At 66.6% G+C, this 16758-nt stretch carries 13 protein-coding genes and 1 tRNA gene; 8 read left to right on the forward strand and 6 right to left on the reverse strand.

Going from position 1 to position 16758, the window contains the following annotated elements:
* Positions 1 to 209 precede the first annotated feature (209 nt).
* A complete protein-coding gene (gene aspS, locus ABUE31_RS10925) occupies positions 210 to 2000 on the reverse strand; it encodes an aspartate--tRNA ligase (RefSeq protein ID WP_367723633.1) in 1791 nt (596 codons plus the stop codon).
* 185 nt (positions 2001 to 2185) lie between these two features.
* Between aspS and ABUE31_RS10930 the strand changes: the two genes are divergently transcribed.
* Together ABUE31_RS10930 and rnd are read left to right on the forward strand one after the other, a co-directional pair.
* Positions 2186 to 3433 (forward strand): MFS transporter, encoded by a 1248-nt coding sequence (locus tag ABUE31_RS10930; RefSeq protein ID WP_367723634.1) that lies wholly within the window; start codon positions 2186 to 2188, stop codon positions 3431 to 3433.
* Positions 3434 to 3516: 83 nt separating this feature from the next.
* Positions 3517 to 4674, forward strand: a complete 1158-nt coding sequence (gene rnd, locus ABUE31_RS10935) for a ribonuclease D (protein ID WP_367723635.1) — start codon at positions 3517 to 3519, stop codon at positions 4672 to 4674.
* Between the two features lie 32 nt (positions 4675 to 4706).
* Here rnd and guaB read toward each other — a convergent pair whose 3' ends face one another.
* The 3 genes from guaB to ABUE31_RS10950 form a co-directional block, all read right to left on the reverse strand.
* Positions 4707 to 6203, reverse strand: a complete 1497-nt coding sequence (gene guaB / locus ABUE31_RS10940; RefSeq protein ID WP_367723636.1) for an IMP dehydrogenase — start codon at positions 6201 to 6203, stop codon at positions 4707 to 4709.
* A 153-nt stretch (positions 6204 to 6356) separates the two neighbouring features.
* Complete coding sequence (locus tag ABUE31_RS10945; protein WP_367723637.1) at positions 6357 to 7052, reverse strand: RlmE family RNA methyltransferase; 696 nt, start codon at positions 7050 to 7052, stop codon at positions 6357 to 6359.
* Positions 7049 to 8383: a Ppx/GppA phosphatase family protein gene (locus ABUE31_RS10950; protein ID WP_437344110.1), complete on the reverse strand. Its 1335-nt coding sequence runs from the start codon at positions 8381 to 8383 to the stop codon at positions 7049 to 7051. The genes ABUE31_RS10945 and ABUE31_RS10950 overlap by 4 nt, the downstream gene beginning before the upstream one ends.
* 326 nt (positions 8384 to 8709) lie before the next feature.
* Here ABUE31_RS10950 and ABUE31_RS10955 point away from each other — a divergent pair.
* The 6 genes from ABUE31_RS10955 to ABUE31_RS10985 all read left to right on the forward strand — a co-directional run bounded on the left by ABUE31_RS10955 (position 8710) and on the right by ABUE31_RS10985 (position 13806).
* A tRNA-Gln gene (locus tag ABUE31_RS10955) sits at positions 8710 to 8783 on the forward strand.
* A gap of 209 nt (positions 8784 to 8992) precedes the next feature.
* Positions 8993 to 10252, forward strand: a complete 1260-nt coding sequence (locus ABUE31_RS10960) for an ABC transporter substrate-binding protein (RefSeq protein WP_367723638.1) — start codon at positions 8993 to 8995, stop codon at positions 10250 to 10252.
* A 29-nt stretch (positions 10253 to 10281) separates the two neighbouring features.
* The gene (locus ABUE31_RS10965; protein ID WP_367723639.1) at positions 10282 to 11220 is read left to right on the forward strand and encodes a carbohydrate ABC transporter permease; all 939 of its coding nucleotides are present in this window, start codon (positions 10282 to 10284) and stop codon (positions 11218 to 11220) included.
* Positions 11217 to 12059: a carbohydrate ABC transporter permease gene (locus ABUE31_RS10970; RefSeq protein ID WP_367723640.1), complete on the forward strand. Its 843-nt coding sequence runs from the start codon at positions 11217 to 11219 to the stop codon at positions 12057 to 12059. The genes ABUE31_RS10965 and ABUE31_RS10970 overlap by 4 nt, the downstream gene beginning before the upstream one ends.
* Before the next feature lie 15 nt (positions 12060 to 12074).
* Positions 12075 to 13130 carry an ABC transporter ATP-binding protein gene (locus tag ABUE31_RS10975; RefSeq protein WP_367723641.1) on the forward strand — a complete coding sequence of 352 codons (1056 nt, stop codon included), beginning with the start codon at positions 12075 to 12077 and terminating at the stop codon, positions 13128 to 13130.
* Positions 13131 to 13365: 235 nt separating this feature from the next.
* A complete protein-coding gene (locus tag ABUE31_RS10985; RefSeq protein WP_367723642.1) occupies positions 13366 to 13806 on the forward strand; it encodes a hypothetical protein in 441 nt (146 codons plus the stop codon).
* Positions 13807 to 13830: 24 nt separating this feature from the next.
* Here ABUE31_RS10985 and ABUE31_RS10990 read toward each other — a convergent pair whose 3' ends face one another.
* Both ABUE31_RS10990 and ABUE31_RS10995 read right to left on the reverse strand, forming a co-directional pair.
* The gene (locus ABUE31_RS10990) at positions 13831 to 15405 is read right to left on the reverse strand and encodes an FAD-dependent oxidoreductase (RefSeq protein WP_367723643.1); all 1575 of its coding nucleotides are present in this window, start codon (positions 15403 to 15405) and stop codon (positions 13831 to 13833) included.
* A gap of 10 nt (positions 15406 to 15415) precedes the next feature.
* A complete protein-coding gene (locus ABUE31_RS10995) occupies positions 15416 to 16753 on the reverse strand; it encodes an MATE family efflux transporter (RefSeq protein WP_367723644.1) in 1338 nt (445 codons plus the stop codon).
* Positions 16754 to 16758 lie beyond the last annotated feature (5 nt).

The raw sequence follows: 16758 nt of genomic DNA on the forward strand, positions 1-16758 counted from the left end.
CTCGACAATCCGCCACTCCGCCTCGTTCAGATCGTATCGCGCCATTTCAAGGCCTCCTTCCGGAACCCTTGAATCAACACCGCGACCAATCAGCAAGGCCTATTGAGTACGCGCCCTAGCCCGGGGCCATCGACCGTCAAACGAAAAGCCCGGCTTGGAAGCCGGGCTTTTTTTGAATCGGATGAACCGCTTGGCGGCGATCCCTGATCCTATTTCTGCGGCGGGATCGACCGCAGGTGCAACTCGCGCAGCTGCGTGGGCGTCGCCTCGGACGGGGCATTCATCAAGAGGTCGACGGCCTGCTGGTTCATCGGGAACATGGTCACCTCGCGCAGGTTCTTCGCGCCGACCAGCAGCATCACCACGCGGTCGATGCCGGCGGCCATGCCGCCATGCGGCGGCGCGCCGTACTGGAAGGCGCGATAGAGGCCGCCGAACTCCGTCTCGACCGTCTCGCGGCTGAGGCCGACCAGCTCGAACGCCTTGACCATCGTTTCCGGCAGATGGTTGCGGATGCCGCCCGACGCGATCTCGAAGCCGTTGCAGACCATGTCGTACTGGAACGCCTTGATCGACAGCGGCTCCTCGCCGTTCAGCGCGTCGATGCCGCCCTGCGGCATGGAGAACGGGTTGTGCGCGAAGTCGATCTTCTTCTCGTCCTCGTTCCATTCGTAGAACGGGAAATCGACGATCCAGCAGAGCTCGAAGCGGTCGCGGTCGACGAGGTTCAGTTCCTCGCCGGCGCGGGTACGCGCCGCGCCCGCGAAGCTGGCGAACTTCCTGGGGTCGCCGGCGACGAAGAAGGCGGCGTCGCCGTCGTCGAGGCCGAGCTGGACGCGGATCGCCTCGGTGCGCTCCTCGCCGATGTTCTTGGCGATCGGACCGGCCCCTTCGAGCTTGTCGCCCTCCTTGCGCCAGAAGATGTAGCCAAGGCCCGGCTGGCCCTCGCCCTGCGCCCAGGAGTTCATACGGTCGCAGAACGCCCTGGAACCACCGGTCTTCGCCGGGATCGCCCAAACTTCCGCCTTGGCGTCGTTGGCCAGGATGTTGGCGAAGACCTTGAAGCCCGAGCCCCGGAAGTGGTCGGAGACTTCCTGCATCTCGATCGGGTTGCGCAGGTCCGGCTTGTCGGAACCGTATTTGCGCATCGCGGTGTCGTAGGGGATGCGCGGGAACTGCTGCGTCACCGGCTTGCCCTCGGCAAACGTCTCGAACACGCCGCGCAGCACCGGCTCCATGGTCGAGAGCACGTCGTCCTGCTCGACGAAGCTCATCTCGAGGTCGAGCTGGTAGAACTCGCCCGGCAGGCGGTCGGCGCGGGGATCCTCGTCTCGGAAGCAGGGCGCGATCTGGAAGTAGCGGTCGAAGCCCGACACCATGATCAGCTGCTTATACTGCTGCGGCGCCTGCGGCAGCGCATAGAACTTGCCGGGGTGGATGCGGCTCGGCACCAGGAAGTCGCGCGCGCCCTCGGGCGAAGATGCGGTCAGGATCGGCGTCGAAAACTCGGTGAAACCCACGTCGCCCATGCGCCTGCGCATTTCGGCGATGATCTTCGTGCGGCTGACGATGTTCCTGTGCAGCGTCTCGCGGCGCAGGTCGAGGAAACGGTACTTCAGGCGGATGTCTTCCGGGTAGTCCGGCTCGCCGAAGACCGGCAGCGGCAGTTCCTTGGCCGCCGACAGAACCTCGATCTCGCGCGCGAACACCTCGATCTCGCCGGTCGGCAGGTTCGGGTTGACGGCTTCCGCCATGCGCGCCTTGACCTCGCCATCGACGCGGATGACCCACTCGCCGCGCACCGCCTCGGCCGTCTTGAACGCCGGCGAATCCGGATCGGCGACGATCTGCGTCATGCCGTAGTGGTCGCGCAGGTCGATGAACAGCAGCCCGCCGTGGTCGCGCACGCGATGGACCCAGCCGGAAAGCCGGACATCGCTGCCGGCGTCGGACTTCTTCAATTGTGCGCAGGTGTGGCTGCGGTAGCGATGCGTCGTCATGTCTCGATCCGGGATTCTGGAGCGCCGGCAGCCAAAGCCGGCCGAAATTCGCGCGGAAAAGCGCATGGGCACCCTGATTTGTCAAGGCAAAGGCGGTTTCACGCCATCGGCCGACGATATTGCGCTGGCAATCGATCTCGCCATGGCCCAAGAAGAGCCGGCCAAGCCGGGCTATCCAGTCGAACATGTCCTCCATCCGCCCCCTGATCCCGCTTCTCATCGCTGCAGGCATTTTGCTCGGCGGCAATGGGCTGCAGGGGACGCTGATCGCGCTGCGCGGCGCACAGGAAGGGTTTTCGCCGGCCACCATCGGCTTCATGGGAACCGCCTATTTCGGCGGCTTCCTGCTCGGCTGCGTCTTCATCACCCGCATCATGAAGGCGGTCGGGCACGTCCGCTCCTTCGCCGCGCTGGCGGCGATCGCGTCCGCAGGCACCCTGCTTCTCGTGCTGATCATCGATCCAGTATTCTGGTCGGCGATCCGCTTCACCACCGGCTTCTGCTTCGCCGGCCTTTTCACCATCATGGAAAGCTGGATGAACTCCAGTGCCCAGAACCATGACCGGGCGCGGGTGCTCGCGCTCTACCGGATCATCGACATCGGCTCGGTCACAGGCGCGCAGTTCCTCATCCCGGTCTTCGGCGCCGACGGCTTCGCGATCTTCGCGATCATGTCGATCATGATCACGCTGTCGCTGGTGCCGGTTTCGCTCGGCGACCGCTCCAACCCGTCGCCGCCCGAGGACGTCAAGCTCGACCTCGCCCGCGTCTGGCGCATCTCGCCGCTGGCGGCGATCGGCTGCGTGGCCGTCGGCATGACCAACAGCGCGTTCCGGACGCTCTCGCCCGTCTATGCCGAGCAGATCGGCATGTCGGTCGCCGACGTCGTCACCTTCGTCAGCATCGGCATCATCGGCGGCGCCGTGATCCAGTACCCGCTCGGCCACCTCTCCGACCTCTGGGACCGGCGGCGCATCCTGCTGGTGACCACCGCCTGCGCCATGGCCGCCGCGCTGGCGATCGTGTTTCTCGCCGGTACGGGGCCGCTTGCCAACTTCGCGCTGGTCTTCGTGTTCGGTTCCTTCGCGATGCCGCTCTATTCGCTGTCGGCGGCGCACGCCAACGACCGCGCCGGCAAGGGCGAGTTCGTCCTCGTCAACGCGGCGCTCATGATGTTCTATTCGTTCGGCGCGATCGGCGGCCCGATGATCGCGTCCACCTTCATGCAGCGGTTCGGCCCGCAATGGCTGTTCATCTTCTGCGCCGCCGTCTACGCCATCCTGATCCTCATCATCGTCTACAGGATGCAGGCACGCGAAGCCGTTCCGGCAAACCGTCGCGGCGTGTTCACCGCGCTATTGCGGACCTCCACCGTGTTCGCCCGCCTGGCCCGCAGAAGCGGCGGCCCGGGCAAGGGCGCGGACGGGGAATGACCGCCCGTGCGACGCCGGCGACCTTGACGAACGCGTCCATGGCTGGGATGGAAGCAGGCGACGCCGCAGACCGAAGTCCTTTCATGCATGTGATCACCACCCAAACCGAACTGGAAGCCGTCATAGGCGAATTGGAGAAATCCGATTTCGTGACGGTCGACACCGAATTCATCCGCGAGACGACGTTCTGGCCGGAACTCTGCCTGATCCAGATGGCAGCGCCGGGCGTCACCGCGCTGGTCGACCCGCTTTCGCCCGACATCGACCTGAAGCCGTTCTTCGGGCTGATGGCCAACGAGGCGGTCACCAAGGTCTTCCACGCTGCGCGCCAGGATATCGAGATCGTGTTCAACCTGGGCGGACTGATTCCGCATCCGGTGTTCGACACGCAGGTCGCGGCCATGGTCTGCGGTTTCGGCGACAGCGTCTCCTACGACCAGCTGGTGCAGAAGATTACCGGCACGCATCTCGACAAGTCGTCGCGCTTCACCGACTGGCGCCATCGCCCGCTGTCGGACAAGCAGCTGGCCTACGCGCTGGCCGACGTGACGCACCTCATCGACGTCTACCGGCACCTCGTGGCCGAGCTGGAGCGCGAGGGCCGCGCACACTGGCTGAACGAGGAAATGGACATCCTGACCTCGCGCTCGACCTACGACCCCAAGCCTGAGGACGCCTGGAAGCGGCTCAAGATGCGGCTGCGCAAGCCGCAGGAGCTGGCGGTCATGCAGTCCGTCTCGACATGGCGCGAACTCGAGGCGCGCGAACGCAACGTGCCGCGCGGGCGCGTGCTGAAGGACGACGCCATCTACGAGATCGCGCAGCAGCAGCCGCGCGACGCGGCCGCCCTGGCAAGGCTGCGGACCACGCCGAAGGGCTGGGAGCGCTCTGCCGCGGCCGGCGCGCTGCTCGGCGCCGTCAACGCCGCGCTGGCGACGCCGCGCGAGCAGATGCCGCGCCTGCCCAAGGCGCCACAGCAGACCGAAGGCTCGAGCGCGGCCTCCGAACTCTTGAAGGTCCTGCTGCGCCTCGTGGCGGAGAAGGAAGGCGTCGCCGCCAAGGTCCTCGCCTCGAGCGACGACATCGACCGCATAGCCAGCGAGGGCGAGGCTGCGGACGTGCCGGCCATGCATGGCTGGCGGCGCACCGTATTCGGCGAACAGGCGCTGCGGCTCGTCCAGGGCAAGATCGCGATCCGCTTCGAGAAGCGCCGGATCGCCGTGTTCAACGTCGGCGACTGAGCGGCCGCTACCAGCCGCCCAGGCCCACCAGATCACCCCGAATAATTCGGGCTTTCGCGCGTGATGGTCACGTCGTGCGGGTGGCTTTCGCGCAGGCCGGCCGTGGAGATGCGCACGAACGTCGCGCGCTCGCGCAGCGCCGCTAGGTCGGACGCGCCGACATATCCCATCGCGGCCCTCAGTCCGCCCGCCAGCTGGTGCAGAACGCCGGAGACCGGCCCCTTGTAGGGCACCTGTCCCTCGATGCCCTCGGGCACCAGCTTCAGCGTGTCGCGCACCTCGGCCTGGAAGTAACGGTCGGCCGAACCGCGCGCCATCGCGCCGACGGAACCCATGCCCCGATAGGCCTTGAAGGAGCGTCCCTGGTACAGATAGACCTCGCCGGGGCTCTCGTCGGTGCCGGCGAGCAGCGAGCCGACCATGGCTGCGGTCGCGCCGGCGGCAAGCGCCTTGGCGAGGTCGCCGGAGAACTTGATGCCGCCGTCGGCAACGACGGAAACGCCGGAGCGGTGCGCCGCCTCGACGGCCGCCATGATGGCCGACAGCTGCGGCACGCCGACGCCGGCGACCACGCGCGTCGTGCAGATCGAGCCCGGCCCGATGCCGACCTTGACTGCGTCGGCGCCGGCGTCGATCAGCGCCTGCGTGCCTTCCGCCGTCGCGACGTTGCCCGCCATGACGCGCACCGAGTTCGAAAGCTTCTTCACGCGGGTGACGGCATCGAGCACGCGCTGCGAATGCCCGTGCGCGGTATCGACGACCAGAAGATCGACGCCGGCGTCGATCAGGCGCTCGGCGCGCTCGAAGCCGTCATCGCCGACGCTGGTCGCCGCGGCGACCCGGAGGCGCCCCTGCGCGTCCTTCGACGCATGCGGGTTGAGCTGCGACTTCTCGATGTCCTTGACCGTGATCAGGCCGACGCAGTTGCCCTCGCCGTCGACGACGAGCAGCTTTTCGATGCGGCGCTGGTGCAGCAGGCGCTTGGCCTCGTCCGGATCCACCGTCTCGCGCACCGTGACGAGGTTGTCCCTGGTCATCAGTTCGTGCACCCGCTGCTGCGGGTCGGAGGCGAAGCGGACGTCGCGGTTGGTGAGGATGCCGACCAGCCGGCCGGCCTTCTGCCCGCTCGCGCCCGCGTTCTCGACCACAGGGATGCCCGAAATGCCGTGCAGGCTCATCAGCGCGCGGGCGTCGGCGAGCGTCGCCTGCGGCCCGATGGTCACCGGGTTCACCACCATGCCGGATTCGAACTTCTTGACCTGACGGACCTGCTCGGCCTGCTCGTCCGGCTTGAAGTTGCGGTGGATGACGCCGATGCCGCCGGCCTGCGCCATGGCGATCGCCAGGCGGGCTTCGGTGACCGTGTCCATCGCGGCCGACAGGATCGGGAGGTTGAGCTCGATGTCGCCGGCGATTCGGGTGCCGACGTCGGTTTCGCCCGGCATCACCTGGGAATGCCCGGGCTGCAGCAGCACGTCGTCGAAGGTCAGCGCGGTGGCGCCGGTTGCAGTCTCGATGATCTTCGCCATTGCCGATCCTTCTAATGCGAAACGGGCGCGGGACCACTGGACCGCGCCGACTCGAAAGTTCCCTTTCAGGATTGGCAGCGGCTGGTACCATGTCCCGCAGGCGAAGGAAAGCGGTTGATTGCGGGCGTCCGCCCGGGGGCGCCCCGCGAGGCGTCAGCCCCTGCCCTTGAAGTCCTTCGCCAGCAGGTAGAGCTCGACCGATTCGCCGCGCGAGGCCGGCGGCTTGACATGGTGCACCGAGCGGAAATTCTTCTTCAGGAGATCGAGCACCGTGTGCTCGGTGCCACCCTGGAACGTCTTCGACAGGAAATGCCCGCCCGGCTTCAGCACGGAAATGGCGAAATCGGCGGCGACCTCGCACAGGTGTTCGGTGCGGATGTGGTCGGTGCGGCGGTGGCCGGTGGTCGGCGCGGCCATGTCGGAGAGCACGATGTCGGGCTCGCCGCCGAGCGCCTCGACCAGCCGCGCGGGCGCCGCGTCGTCCAGGAAATCCATCTCCAGAACGGCCGCGCCCGGCACGGCGTCCATGCCGAGATAGTCGATGCCGACGACGGTCGGGCTGGCCGGTTCGGACTTGGTGCGGGCAGCGGCAACCTGGCACCAGCCGCCCGGCGCGGCGCCGAGGTCTATCACCTTCATGCCCGGCTTCAGCAGCTTGTAGCGGTCGTCGATCTCGATCAGCTTGTAGGCGGCGCGCGACCTGTAGCCGTCGGCCTTGGAGCGCTGCACGTAGGGGTCGTTCATGTGGCGCTCGAGCCAGCGGCGCGACGATTCCTTCAGGCCCCGCTTCTTCTTGACCTTGGTGCGCAGGACGCGGGTGGCGCCGGGATCCACGGGTTTCTTGGTCACGGCCGCGCTCCGGCGTTCCAGTCGCGGCGCCAGACGCCGGCGTCGCCCATCAGTTCGGAAAGGATGCCTTCGCGCAGGCCGCGATCGGCGACGCGCAGCCGCTCGGACGGCCAGACCGCGCGAATCGCCTCGAGGATGGCGCAGCCCGCCAGCACAAGGTCCGCCCTGTCGGCGCCGATGCAGGCGTTGCCGACGCGCTGGCCGAAATCCCAGCCGAGCAGCTTGGCGACCATGGCATCGACGCTCCGGCGGTCCATCCAGAGGCCGTCGACCCTGCGCCGGTCGTAGCGGTCGAGGTCGAGATGAACGCCGGCGAGCGTGGTGACGGTTCCCGACGTGCCGAGCAGGTGGAAACGCCCGCCATCCAGCAGCGCATTCAGGCGGTCGCGGCCGGAAAAGCCGTCGAGCAGGTCCTTCACATGGTCGACCATGGCGGCGAAGATCTGCGGGGTCACGTCGCGGCCGCCGAATTTTTCGGCGAGCGTCACCACGCCGACCGGCAGCGAGGTCCAGGCGACGATGTGGCTGGCCAGGCGCGGCGAGCGGCGGCCGCGCACGTCGATCAGCGCGATCTCGGACGAGCCGCCGCCGATGTCGAACAGCACGACGCCCTCGGTGTCGCGCTCGACGAGCGAACCGCAGCCGGACACGGCCAGGCGCGCCTCGGTCTTGCGGTCGATCACCTCGAGTTCGAGCCCGGTCTCGGCCGTCACCCGGGCAAGGAAGTCCTCGCCGTTCGCGGCCACGCGGCAGGCCTCCGTGGCGACCAGCCGCACGCTCGCGGTGCGGCGGATGCGCAGCTTGTCGGCGCAGACCTTCAGCGCCTCGACGGCGCGGTCCATGGCCGCCACCGACAGGCTGCCGCTGGCCGCCAGCCCCTCGCCGAGGCGGACGATGCGCGAGAAGGCGTCGATGACGCGGAACTGGCCGGGCCGCCCTGGAACGGCGACGAGCAGCCGGCAGTTGTTGGTGCCGAGATCGAGCGCGGCGAAGACCGGCAGGTCGAAGGGCTGCGGCCGGCGCGGCTCGCGCCTTTGCGCCATGGGCGGCGGCGCGACGGGCCTTGCCGGCGCGACGGCCGGCTTCGGCGCGCCGGGCAGCGCGGAAGCGCCTGCCGGCGCGCCCTCTTCGCGCGCAAAAACCTTGCGGCCGCGCTTGCGCTTGCGACGGCGCTTGCCCTTGGTTTTCGGGGGTTGTGCGCGGTCGGGGCCGTCGCCCTGCGCGAACGCGCCGGCTCCTCCCGTCAACCTGGTTTCCTGGCCGTCCGCCGGCTGGAGACCTGAATGCACACCCGGCGTCGACGCATCGACGCCGATATCGCGGTCTTCCACTGTGCTGTCCTTTTGCGCCGCGCGAGACCTTTCGGACGCAGCAGGCGCTCTGTTCTTCAGTTGTTGCGAAGATAGCAGCGCCAGCGCCAATCACCAAGCGGCGCGCCACGCCAATTTCGCGACGGCAGGCCGAGAAATGCGCAAACCGGCCGAACGCCGCGCCGAAACCGGACCGGTTGCGCCCGGCCCGCCCCCCGGATGCGAGCAAGAGGCGACATTGAATGTGGCGGCGCACTTGACTATTTTCGGTACGTGGCTACAAGGCAGCCGTCCCGCGCCGAACCGGCGCGCATACCGCGTGGCGTCTGAATCGCGCCCGACCCTGCTGGGGAATAGGTTAACGGTAGACCCACGGACTCTGACTCCGTTAGTCCTGGTTCGAATCCAGGTTCCCCAGCCATACCGTTTCCCGACTACGGCGACCCGCGTGGGGTTGACGTTCTGCCGCCTGCAACCGCGCCTGCGCCTTTCACCCCATCACCGATTATCCATCGCTTATTCCAAAACGTAGTTGGTCCCCTCCGGATGCCTCATGCGATCCTTCGCACAAGGGCTGTTCGCGCATGCGCCAAGACAAGGCCCGCCGTCGGACTGAAACAGGGGAAAGCTATGATCGACGCATCGAGAAAAGTCCTATCCGTCGCAGGCCTGCTGGTCGCGACGTCGCTGTCGACCACGAGCCTCGCGCTCGCCGACAAGATCAGCTTCATGGTGATCGGCTACAACGAGCCCGGGCTGGGCGAGTGGTGGCAGAAGCTCGTCGCGCAGTACGAGAAGAACACCGGGAACACGGTCGAGATCGTCAACACGCCGGCCGCCGAATACTATTCGCAGCTGACCCTGCTCGCCGCCACCAAGTCGGCGCCCGACGTCATCATCGTCAACGCCAACAACGTGCGCGAACTGACCGCCACCGGCACGCTGCTGAAGCTCAACGACTTCGTCGCGCGGCCCGGCGCCAAGGAAAAGCTGGTCGACGGCGCGTGGGACAACCTGGCGGTCGGCGCGGACTACTACGGCCTGCCGGTGACCGGACGCACGCTCGAACTCATCTACAATTCGTGCCACCTGAAGGAGGCCGGGTTCGACAATCCCCCGACCAATCCCGACGAGTTCATGTCGATGGCCAAGGCGCTGACGGTGCGCGACGGCTCGGGCAACGTCACGCGCTACGGCGCCAACATGGTCAATGCCAACGAAGACCCGACCTACGAGATGCTGCTGATGTGGACCATCGCGTTCGGCGGCTCGCTCACCGACGACCAGGGCAAGTTCCTGATGACCTCGGAGCCGGTGGTGAAGGCGCTTACCTACATGAAGGCGCTCTACGACGAGGGCGCGGTGCCGCGCGGCCTGACCGAGACCGAGCAGCGTTCGCTGTTCGCCACCGGCGCGACCGCGATGACCATCGACGGCCAGTGGCAGTTCCCGTTCATCGAGAAGAACAACGCCGCGAACTACGACTGCTACAAGTCGGCCAGGCATCCGTGGTCGGGGCCGGCGACCGGCGGCACCAACCAGGGGCTCGGCATCAATGCGAGCGCCGCCAACCCGGAAGCCGCCTGGGCCTTCCTCGAGACGGCCATGTCGCCGGAGATGCAGCAGACCTTCAGTGACTACTCGCCCTACATCCCCTACGGCGTCGGCGCGCTGACCAAGGCCCAGCTCGATGCGCGGCCCTACCTGACGCCTTGGGCCGAAAGCCTGCCGACGGCGAGCCCGATCGTGCCACGCGGGCACGAGGACGAGTTCAACACGATCTGGCCGATCGTCGCCGAGGCGGTCGTTGCCTCGCTGCATGACGGCGAGGCGCCGGAAAAGGTTCTGGCCGACGCCCAGGCGAAGCTCGAGGAATGCTGCGGCGAATGAGGCCCGGGCGCTAACCGGTGCCTCCCGACATGGCAAACGCGGCAGCGGCGGGCGTTTCGAGACGCCCGCTCCCGGCAGCCATCCGTGAGTTCTTCACGGATGGTCCAGGCTTTTTGTGGCTGATGATGACGCCGCCGCTCATGCTGCTCGCGCTTGTTGTCGGGCTTCCCGTCCTGGAGGCGGTGATGCTGAGCTTCGACCGCGTCGTGCTGACACGGCCGAAGCTTGCCGGCGACTTCACCTTCCACAACTACGCAAGGCTGGTGGGCGACGCCGACGCCTGGATGGCGGTGCTGCGCAGCTGCCTCTACATGTGCGGCACCGTCTTCGGCTCGATCGTACTCGGCCTGTCCGCCGCCCTCCTGACGCGGCGCATCGTGCGTTTCCGCGGTCTCTGGCGCAGCATCTTCATCCTGCCCTGGACGATGCCGGCGATCGTAGCGGCGATGGTCTGGGGCGTCATGTACGATGCCAATTTCGGCATCCTCAACCAGTTGCTGAGGATGTTGCCCTTCGTCGACGGCAACGTCGAATGGCTGCTCGACAAGTCGATCATCCTGCCGGCTCTCATCGTCGTCCAGGTGTGGAACGAGTTCCCGGTCGCCTACATCTTCTTCCTCGCCGCGCTGCACTCCATTCCCGATGAACTGTACGAGGCGGCAAGCGTCGACGGCGCCTCGCCATTCCAGCAGTTCCTGTTCGTCACGCTGCCGCAGATCCGCTTCGTTCTGTCGGTCATCGTGGTGCTGCTTCTGATCTTCGGCTTCAGGGCCTTTCCGGTGATCTTCCTCCTCACCGGAGGACGCACCGAAACGCTGACGGTCGCGACGTTCAACGCCGCCTTCCGCTCCTACGACTTCAGCTACGCCGCGACGCTCGGCGTGCTCGCGATCTGCGTCTCGATGGTGCTCGTGCTGATCTATCTCCAGCTGACCCTGCGCAACGGCAAGGCGGAGGCGGCGTCGTGAGCGCCGGGCCGGCCATGCGGCGCTCGGCGGCGGCGCGCACGCTGCACATGGTCGCGCTGACCGGCCTCGCCATCGTGGTGGCATTCCCGGTCTACTGGATGATCGTGCTGGCGATGACGCCGCTCGGCTTCAGCCGGCAGATCACCTCGATCCTGCCGAGCGACCTGACGTTCGACAACTTCGCATCGCTGGTGGTCGAGCGGCCGATGCTGCGCTGGCTGTGGAACAGCACGCTCGTCGCCACGCTCTCGTCGGGCATATCGATGCTGATCGGCCTGTCCTGCGGCTATGCGCTGAGCCGGCTGCGCTTCCGCGGCTCCTACGTCGTGCTCGTGCTGGTGCTGGCGTCGCAGATGGTTCCGTCGACCAGCATCCTGGTGCCGCTCTATACGCTGTTCATGGACCTCGGCCTGCTCAACACCATCCACGGCGTGGTTATCGGCCACATTTCGCTGGTCCTGCCGCTCGCCATCTGGATGAGCAAGGGCTTTTTCGACAGCCTGCCGGAGGAACTGGAGGGCGCGGCGCGCCTCGACGGCTGCAGCAGGCTCGGCGCGCTGTGGTTCGTGGCGATCCCCCTCGTCTCGCCCGGCCTCGCCGCCATCTTCGTCTACGGATTCGTCACCAGTTGGAACGATTTCCTGTTCCCGCGCCACTTCGTGCAGTCCGAAAACCTGTGGACCGCGGCAGCCGGCCTCACCTCCTTCCGCGGCGAGTATTTCACCCTGTTCGAACCCCAGATGGCGGCCTCGATTGTATTCGCCTTTCCGGTGGTCGTTCTGTTCTTCTTTCTGCAGCGGCGCATGGTCAGCGGCAGCCTGACCGGCGGCGTCAAATAGGTTTCGCGAGCGACCATGGCCCCCATCAAGATCACCAGCCTGCGCAAGGCGTTCAACGCGGTCGAAGTCGTGCACGGCGTCGACATCACGGTGGAGGACGGCGAGTTCTGCGTGTTCGTGGGACCGTCCGGCTGCGGCAAGTCCACGATCCTGCGCATGGTGGCCGGGCTGGAGGGCGTGACGTCCGGCGAGATCCGGCTGGGCGACAGGCTGATCAACGACCTGCCGCCGAAGGACCGCGACATCGCGATGGTCTTCCAGAACTACGCGCTCTACCCGCACCTCACCGTGGAGGACAATATCGGCTTCCCGCTGCGCATGCGCGGCGTCGATCGCGAGGTGATCCGCGCCGAGGTGCGCCGGGTCTCCGAAATCATCGGGCTGCAGGACCTCCTCGCCCGCCATCCCCGGCAGCTCTCCGGCGGTCAGCGGCAGCGCGTGGCGATGGGCCGGGCGATCGTGCGCAACCCGCAGGCGTTCCTCTTCGACGAGCCGCTGTCCAACCTGGACGCGCAGCTGCGCGTGCAGATGCGCACGCAGATCCGCGAACTGCACCAGCGCATCCGCACCACCACGATCTACGTCACCCACGACCAGGTCGAGGCGATGACCATGGCCGACCGCATCGTCGTGCTGAAGGACGGGCATGTCGAACAGTCGGGCCCGCCGCTCGAAATCTACGACCGCCCCGCCAACGCATTCGTGGCCCGCTTCATCGGCTCGCCCTCGATGAACCTTTTTACGGGCGCACTGACCGAGCAGGGCGTCCGGCTCGACGACGGCGCGGTGCTTCCGCTGCCGAAACGCTACGGAGCCACCGGTACGGCGCAGTACGGCGTCAGGCCGGAGCATCTAGAAATCGTCGAGATCGGGACGCCCGGCAGCTTCGAGGCCGAGGTCGCCGTGGTGGAGCCGACCGGGGCCGAGACGATGATCTTTGCGCGCCGCAACGGCCAGGACGTGACGGCGACCTTCCGCATGAGGCCGGCGGTGAAGCCGGGCGACCGCGTCGCGCTGAAGCCCGACGTCGACACGATCCACCTGTTCGGCGAGACCGGCAGGCTCGACTAGGACGTCGCCTCATTACCACCTAACCAGATGCGGATTGCGACGAGTTGAGGGCGGCAAGATAGTTCTCAGCGAGCTTGTCGTAGCGGGTTGCGATACGACGGTATTGCTTGGCCTTGTCTAAGAAGCGTTCGACGAAGTTGCGCGCCTTGTACGTGCGGAGCATGAATCCGAAAATGGCGTGATATGGAAGCCTCAACCGTTAAGCGACCCATTGCGGACAGATGATTCGACAGCAATGATCGGCACCATGGCGTTCGACTACCAAGTCTCACTTCAGGTGTATCACCCAGATGCCGATCCCGCTGACATCGTGGACGGCATAGCTATCCAAGCAAGCCGAAGCTGCAAGGTGGGTGATCGCCGATCAGCGCCCAACGGTGCCGACTTGTCGGGGCACTATCATGAGACTTACTGTCTCTTTCGGCTTGGTGGCGGAAACGACGGCAAGTTGGCAAAATGCCTCAGAGACGCCGTAAAAATCCTCCAGCCAAAGCGGCAATATCTGGACTGGCTGCGTGAAACAGGCGGCCGAATGAACTTTTATGTTGGCTGGACAGTCGGTGAGCGCGGTGAGGTCTTCGACACCCGCCTGCTGTCCGAAATTGCACAACTCGGCATCGATCTTGGGATTGAGCCCTTTCGTGTTCGACAACGCTCGGCGTCCCATCATATATGAGTTCGCGTCCCGGGATCGCGCACCCTAGCTGCGCCAATCGCCCTCGCCCGCCTGCATGTGGTAGCGGGCCTGGTAGGCCACGAAAGCGTCGATCTCCCTCTCGATCGCATCGTCGTCCCATCCCAGGACCGGCGCGACCGCTTCGGCGGCCCGCCTGACGGCTTCTGGCGGAATGGCCGCGTTCCAGCCAGCCGAGGTACGCCGGAACAGGATGTCGACGAGGTGCCTCGGCTGCTCGCGCTTCGCCGAATGGACGATGTCGGCGATGGTGACCTCGGGATAATGCGGCAGGAGCGGCGGCGAATTCTGGTTGTCGGGGAAGCGGCGCGCGGCAAACGAGGCAGGCTTGGGCGGGCCGGACGGCGCAAGACGCTTGCGCACGGCCTCGACGACTTCGCGCGCGGCCGAGCGGTGGAACATGATCGCCGCCCACGTCGTCGTGAGCACGTTCGGCAGGCCATCTCGGCCGAGGTCCTGAAACACGCTGAACGGGATGCGGCGGCCTTTCGGAAACGCCGGGTCGTAGGTGATCGGGCGTACTCCCGCCCACGCCTGGAGCACGTCGCCGCGCGAGAGCCCGATGCCCGGCATGAAATGGTTGACCTCGTCGAGAAGGAAACCGACTTCCTCCTCGGTCGGGCGGACGTCGTCCAGGCTGCCCTCGTAGGGCGTTTCGGTCGGCCCGACATAGTGCAGGTCGCCCCATGGCATGCAGGTGATGGCCTCTCCTTCCCGGTTCGTGCCCATGATGCCGTGTCCCCGGCATTGCTCCGGCAGGCGGACCAGGAAATGCGTTCCCTTGACGCCGATCACCTTGCGCGGCACCGGCCGACCGTCGGCCACCGTCTGGTTGACCCTGTCGATCCACGGGCCCGCCATGTTGAGCAGCACCCGGCCGTTGACGGACGCGGCGACGCCGCTGACGCCGTCCTTGAGATCGACGTCCCATGAGCGGTTTGGCTGCTGTCTGAGCCCGGTTGCCTCCGTGTAGTTCAGCACCGTCGCGCCGAGACGATCGGCGTCGAGGACGGCGTCGATGCAGACGCGTTCCGGCCAGTTGAAATGGTGATCCTCGAAGGTCACGACGCTTTCGATGGCTTCCCGGTCGCGGAGCCATCCCACGAAAGGAACCTTGCTTGCGGCTTGATCGGCAGAATGGATCTCTACCTTGAGCTTCTGTTTGCCCCGATTTGCCCACTCGAGCAGCCTGGCGCCGGCCTTCACGTGCCAGCCCCGATAGGGCATCGTCCGCGTGATGGCGAAGACCAGCGTCATCGGCCGCGCCAGTTCCGGGGTGGTGCGGCGGAATTCGGTGCTCGCCACGATCGACCGGTAGGCCGAACCCAGCGAGGCGAGGAAGCGCTTCGGATCGCGTGCGAACTCGAGCAGCGAATAGGTCGGCGCGAGGTAGCGCAGCCCGCAGTGCAGGAGGCGGCCCGACCGCGACGTCGCGGCCGACGCAAAGTCATCCTTCTCGACCAGCAGGACCGAATATCCGGCGGCGGCGAGATGCTGGGCGGAACTCGCACCGCTGATGCCGCCGCCGATGACGACGACATCGTAGGTCCGGCCATCGATCGTTCGCAGGTCTTTTCTCATGATGCCTCCTCTATGCCGGTGAAACCGGAAACGTCCGTGACGTCAGCGTCTCCAACCGGGCGCGAAACGCGATGCTGCGCATCCCGTGGAAGATCAGCAGCGCCAGCCAGAGCCCATGGTTGGCCATGAACGGCGCAAGGGCGGCCCAGGAAAGCAGATAGACCAGCAAGGACACGAGCATCATATTGCGCATCTCGCGCGACCAGGTGGCGCCGATGAAGACGCCATCCATCTGGAACGCCACCGCCCCGGCCAGCGGCAGCGCGACGACGTAGGGCAGGTAGACCGAGGCGAGGACACGGATATCCTCGATCGGCGTGACCCACGCCACCACCCGGTCGCTGGCAAGGTAGATGCCGGCGCTGGTGACCAGCGCGAAAAGGACGCTCCAGACCGTCGTCAGCCGGACGACACGGTCGAAGGTCGCGCGAAAACCCGCGCCGACCGCCCGGCCGGCGAGTTGTTCGGCCGCCATGGCGACGCCGTCGAGCATGGCGATCGCGACGAAGTAGAACCGGAGCAGGATGGTATTGGCTGCCAGGACGTCCGCGCCGAGCAGCGCACTCTGGCGCGTGAAAAAGGATAGGCCGACCAGCAGCGCCAGCGAGCGGATCATCATGTCGGTGTTGACGCCGCCGAGCCGCCGCAGCCTTCTCCTGTTCGCCAATTCGGAGAACCGCCAACCTGCTGCCGGCATGCGCGACGCGACGACCACCAGGCTAAGTCCGGCAGTCAGCACCTCGGCGAGCGCGCTCGCCCAGCCGGCGCCGGCGACACCGAAATCGTAGTGCAGGACCAGCAGCAGGCTGAGCAGGATGTTGGCCGCGTTGAGGACAGTCTGCAGCAGCAGTCCGACGAGCGCCTCGCCGCGCCCGAGCACCCAGCCGAAGACGACGAAGTTGATGAACACGAACGGCGCCGACCACACCCGCGCGGAGAAATAGTCGAGGGCCGGGCTGGCGGTGCTGCGATCGGCGCCCAGCAGGCTGACGCCGAGCACGCCTATGGGACCCTGGAACAGGACGAGAAGGATGCCCAGAAGAAGGGCGATGCCCAGCCCGGCCAGCAGCACGTCCTGCTCTTCCTGCCGGTCGCCCGCCCCTACCGCCTGGGCCGTGAACCCGGTGGTCGCGCCGCGCAGGAAGTTGCAGGAGGTGAAGACGACGTCGAAGACGACGGCGCCGATCGCGACGCCGCCCAACAGGGCCGCATCGCCGAGTTGGCCGATCACGCCGGTCGAGACCAGCCCGACCAGAGGCGTCGACAGATAGGCGATTGTCATCGGCACGGCGATGGTCAGTACGGCGCGATGCGTTACCGGAAAATCGCCGCCGCGCGCGCCGCTCATGTCGG

The organism is Mesorhizobium marinum (assembly GCF_040813675.1).
GTDB lineage: Bacteria > Pseudomonadota > Alphaproteobacteria > Rhizobiales > Rhizobiaceae > Mesorhizobium_K > Mesorhizobium_K marinum.

What these genes read in the sequence shown, in the direction of transcription:
- aspS (WP_367723633.1), bottom strand. Translation starts at nt 2,000, where the DNA reads ATGACGACGCATCGCTACCGCAGCCACACCTGCGCACAATTGAAGAAG.
- ABUE31_RS10930 (WP_367723634.1), top strand. Translation starts at nt 2,186, where the DNA reads ATGTCCTCCATCCGCCCCCTGATCCCGCTTCTCATCGCTGCAGGCATT.
- rnd (WP_367723635.1), top strand. Translation starts at nt 3,517, where the DNA reads ATGCATGTGATCACCACCCAAACCGAACTGGAAGCCGTCATAGGCGAA.
- guaB (WP_367723636.1), bottom strand. Translation starts at nt 6,203, where the DNA reads ATGGCGAAGATCATCGAGACTGCAACCGGCGCCACCGCGCTGACCTTC.
- ABUE31_RS10960 (WP_367723638.1), top strand. Translation starts at nt 8,993, where the DNA reads ATGATCGACGCATCGAGAAAAGTCCTATCCGTCGCAGGCCTGCTGGTC.
- ABUE31_RS10965 (WP_367723639.1), top strand. Translation starts at nt 10,282, where the DNA reads ATGGCAAACGCGGCAGCGGCGGGCGTTTCGAGACGCCCGCTCCCGGCA.
- ABUE31_RS10975 (WP_367723641.1), top strand. Translation starts at nt 12,075, where the DNA reads ATGGCCCCCATCAAGATCACCAGCCTGCGCAAGGCGTTCAACGCGGTC.
- ABUE31_RS10985 (WP_367723642.1), top strand. Translation starts at nt 13,366, where the DNA reads ATGATCGGCACCATGGCGTTCGACTACCAAGTCTCACTTCAGGTGTAT.
- ABUE31_RS10990 (WP_367723643.1), bottom strand. Translation starts at nt 15,405, where the DNA reads ATGAGAAAAGACCTGCGAACGATCGATGGCCGGACCTACGATGTCGTC.
- ABUE31_RS10995 (WP_367723644.1), bottom strand. Translation starts at nt 16,753, where the DNA reads ATGAGCGGCGCGCGCGGCGGCGATTTTCCGGTAACGCATCGCGCCGTA.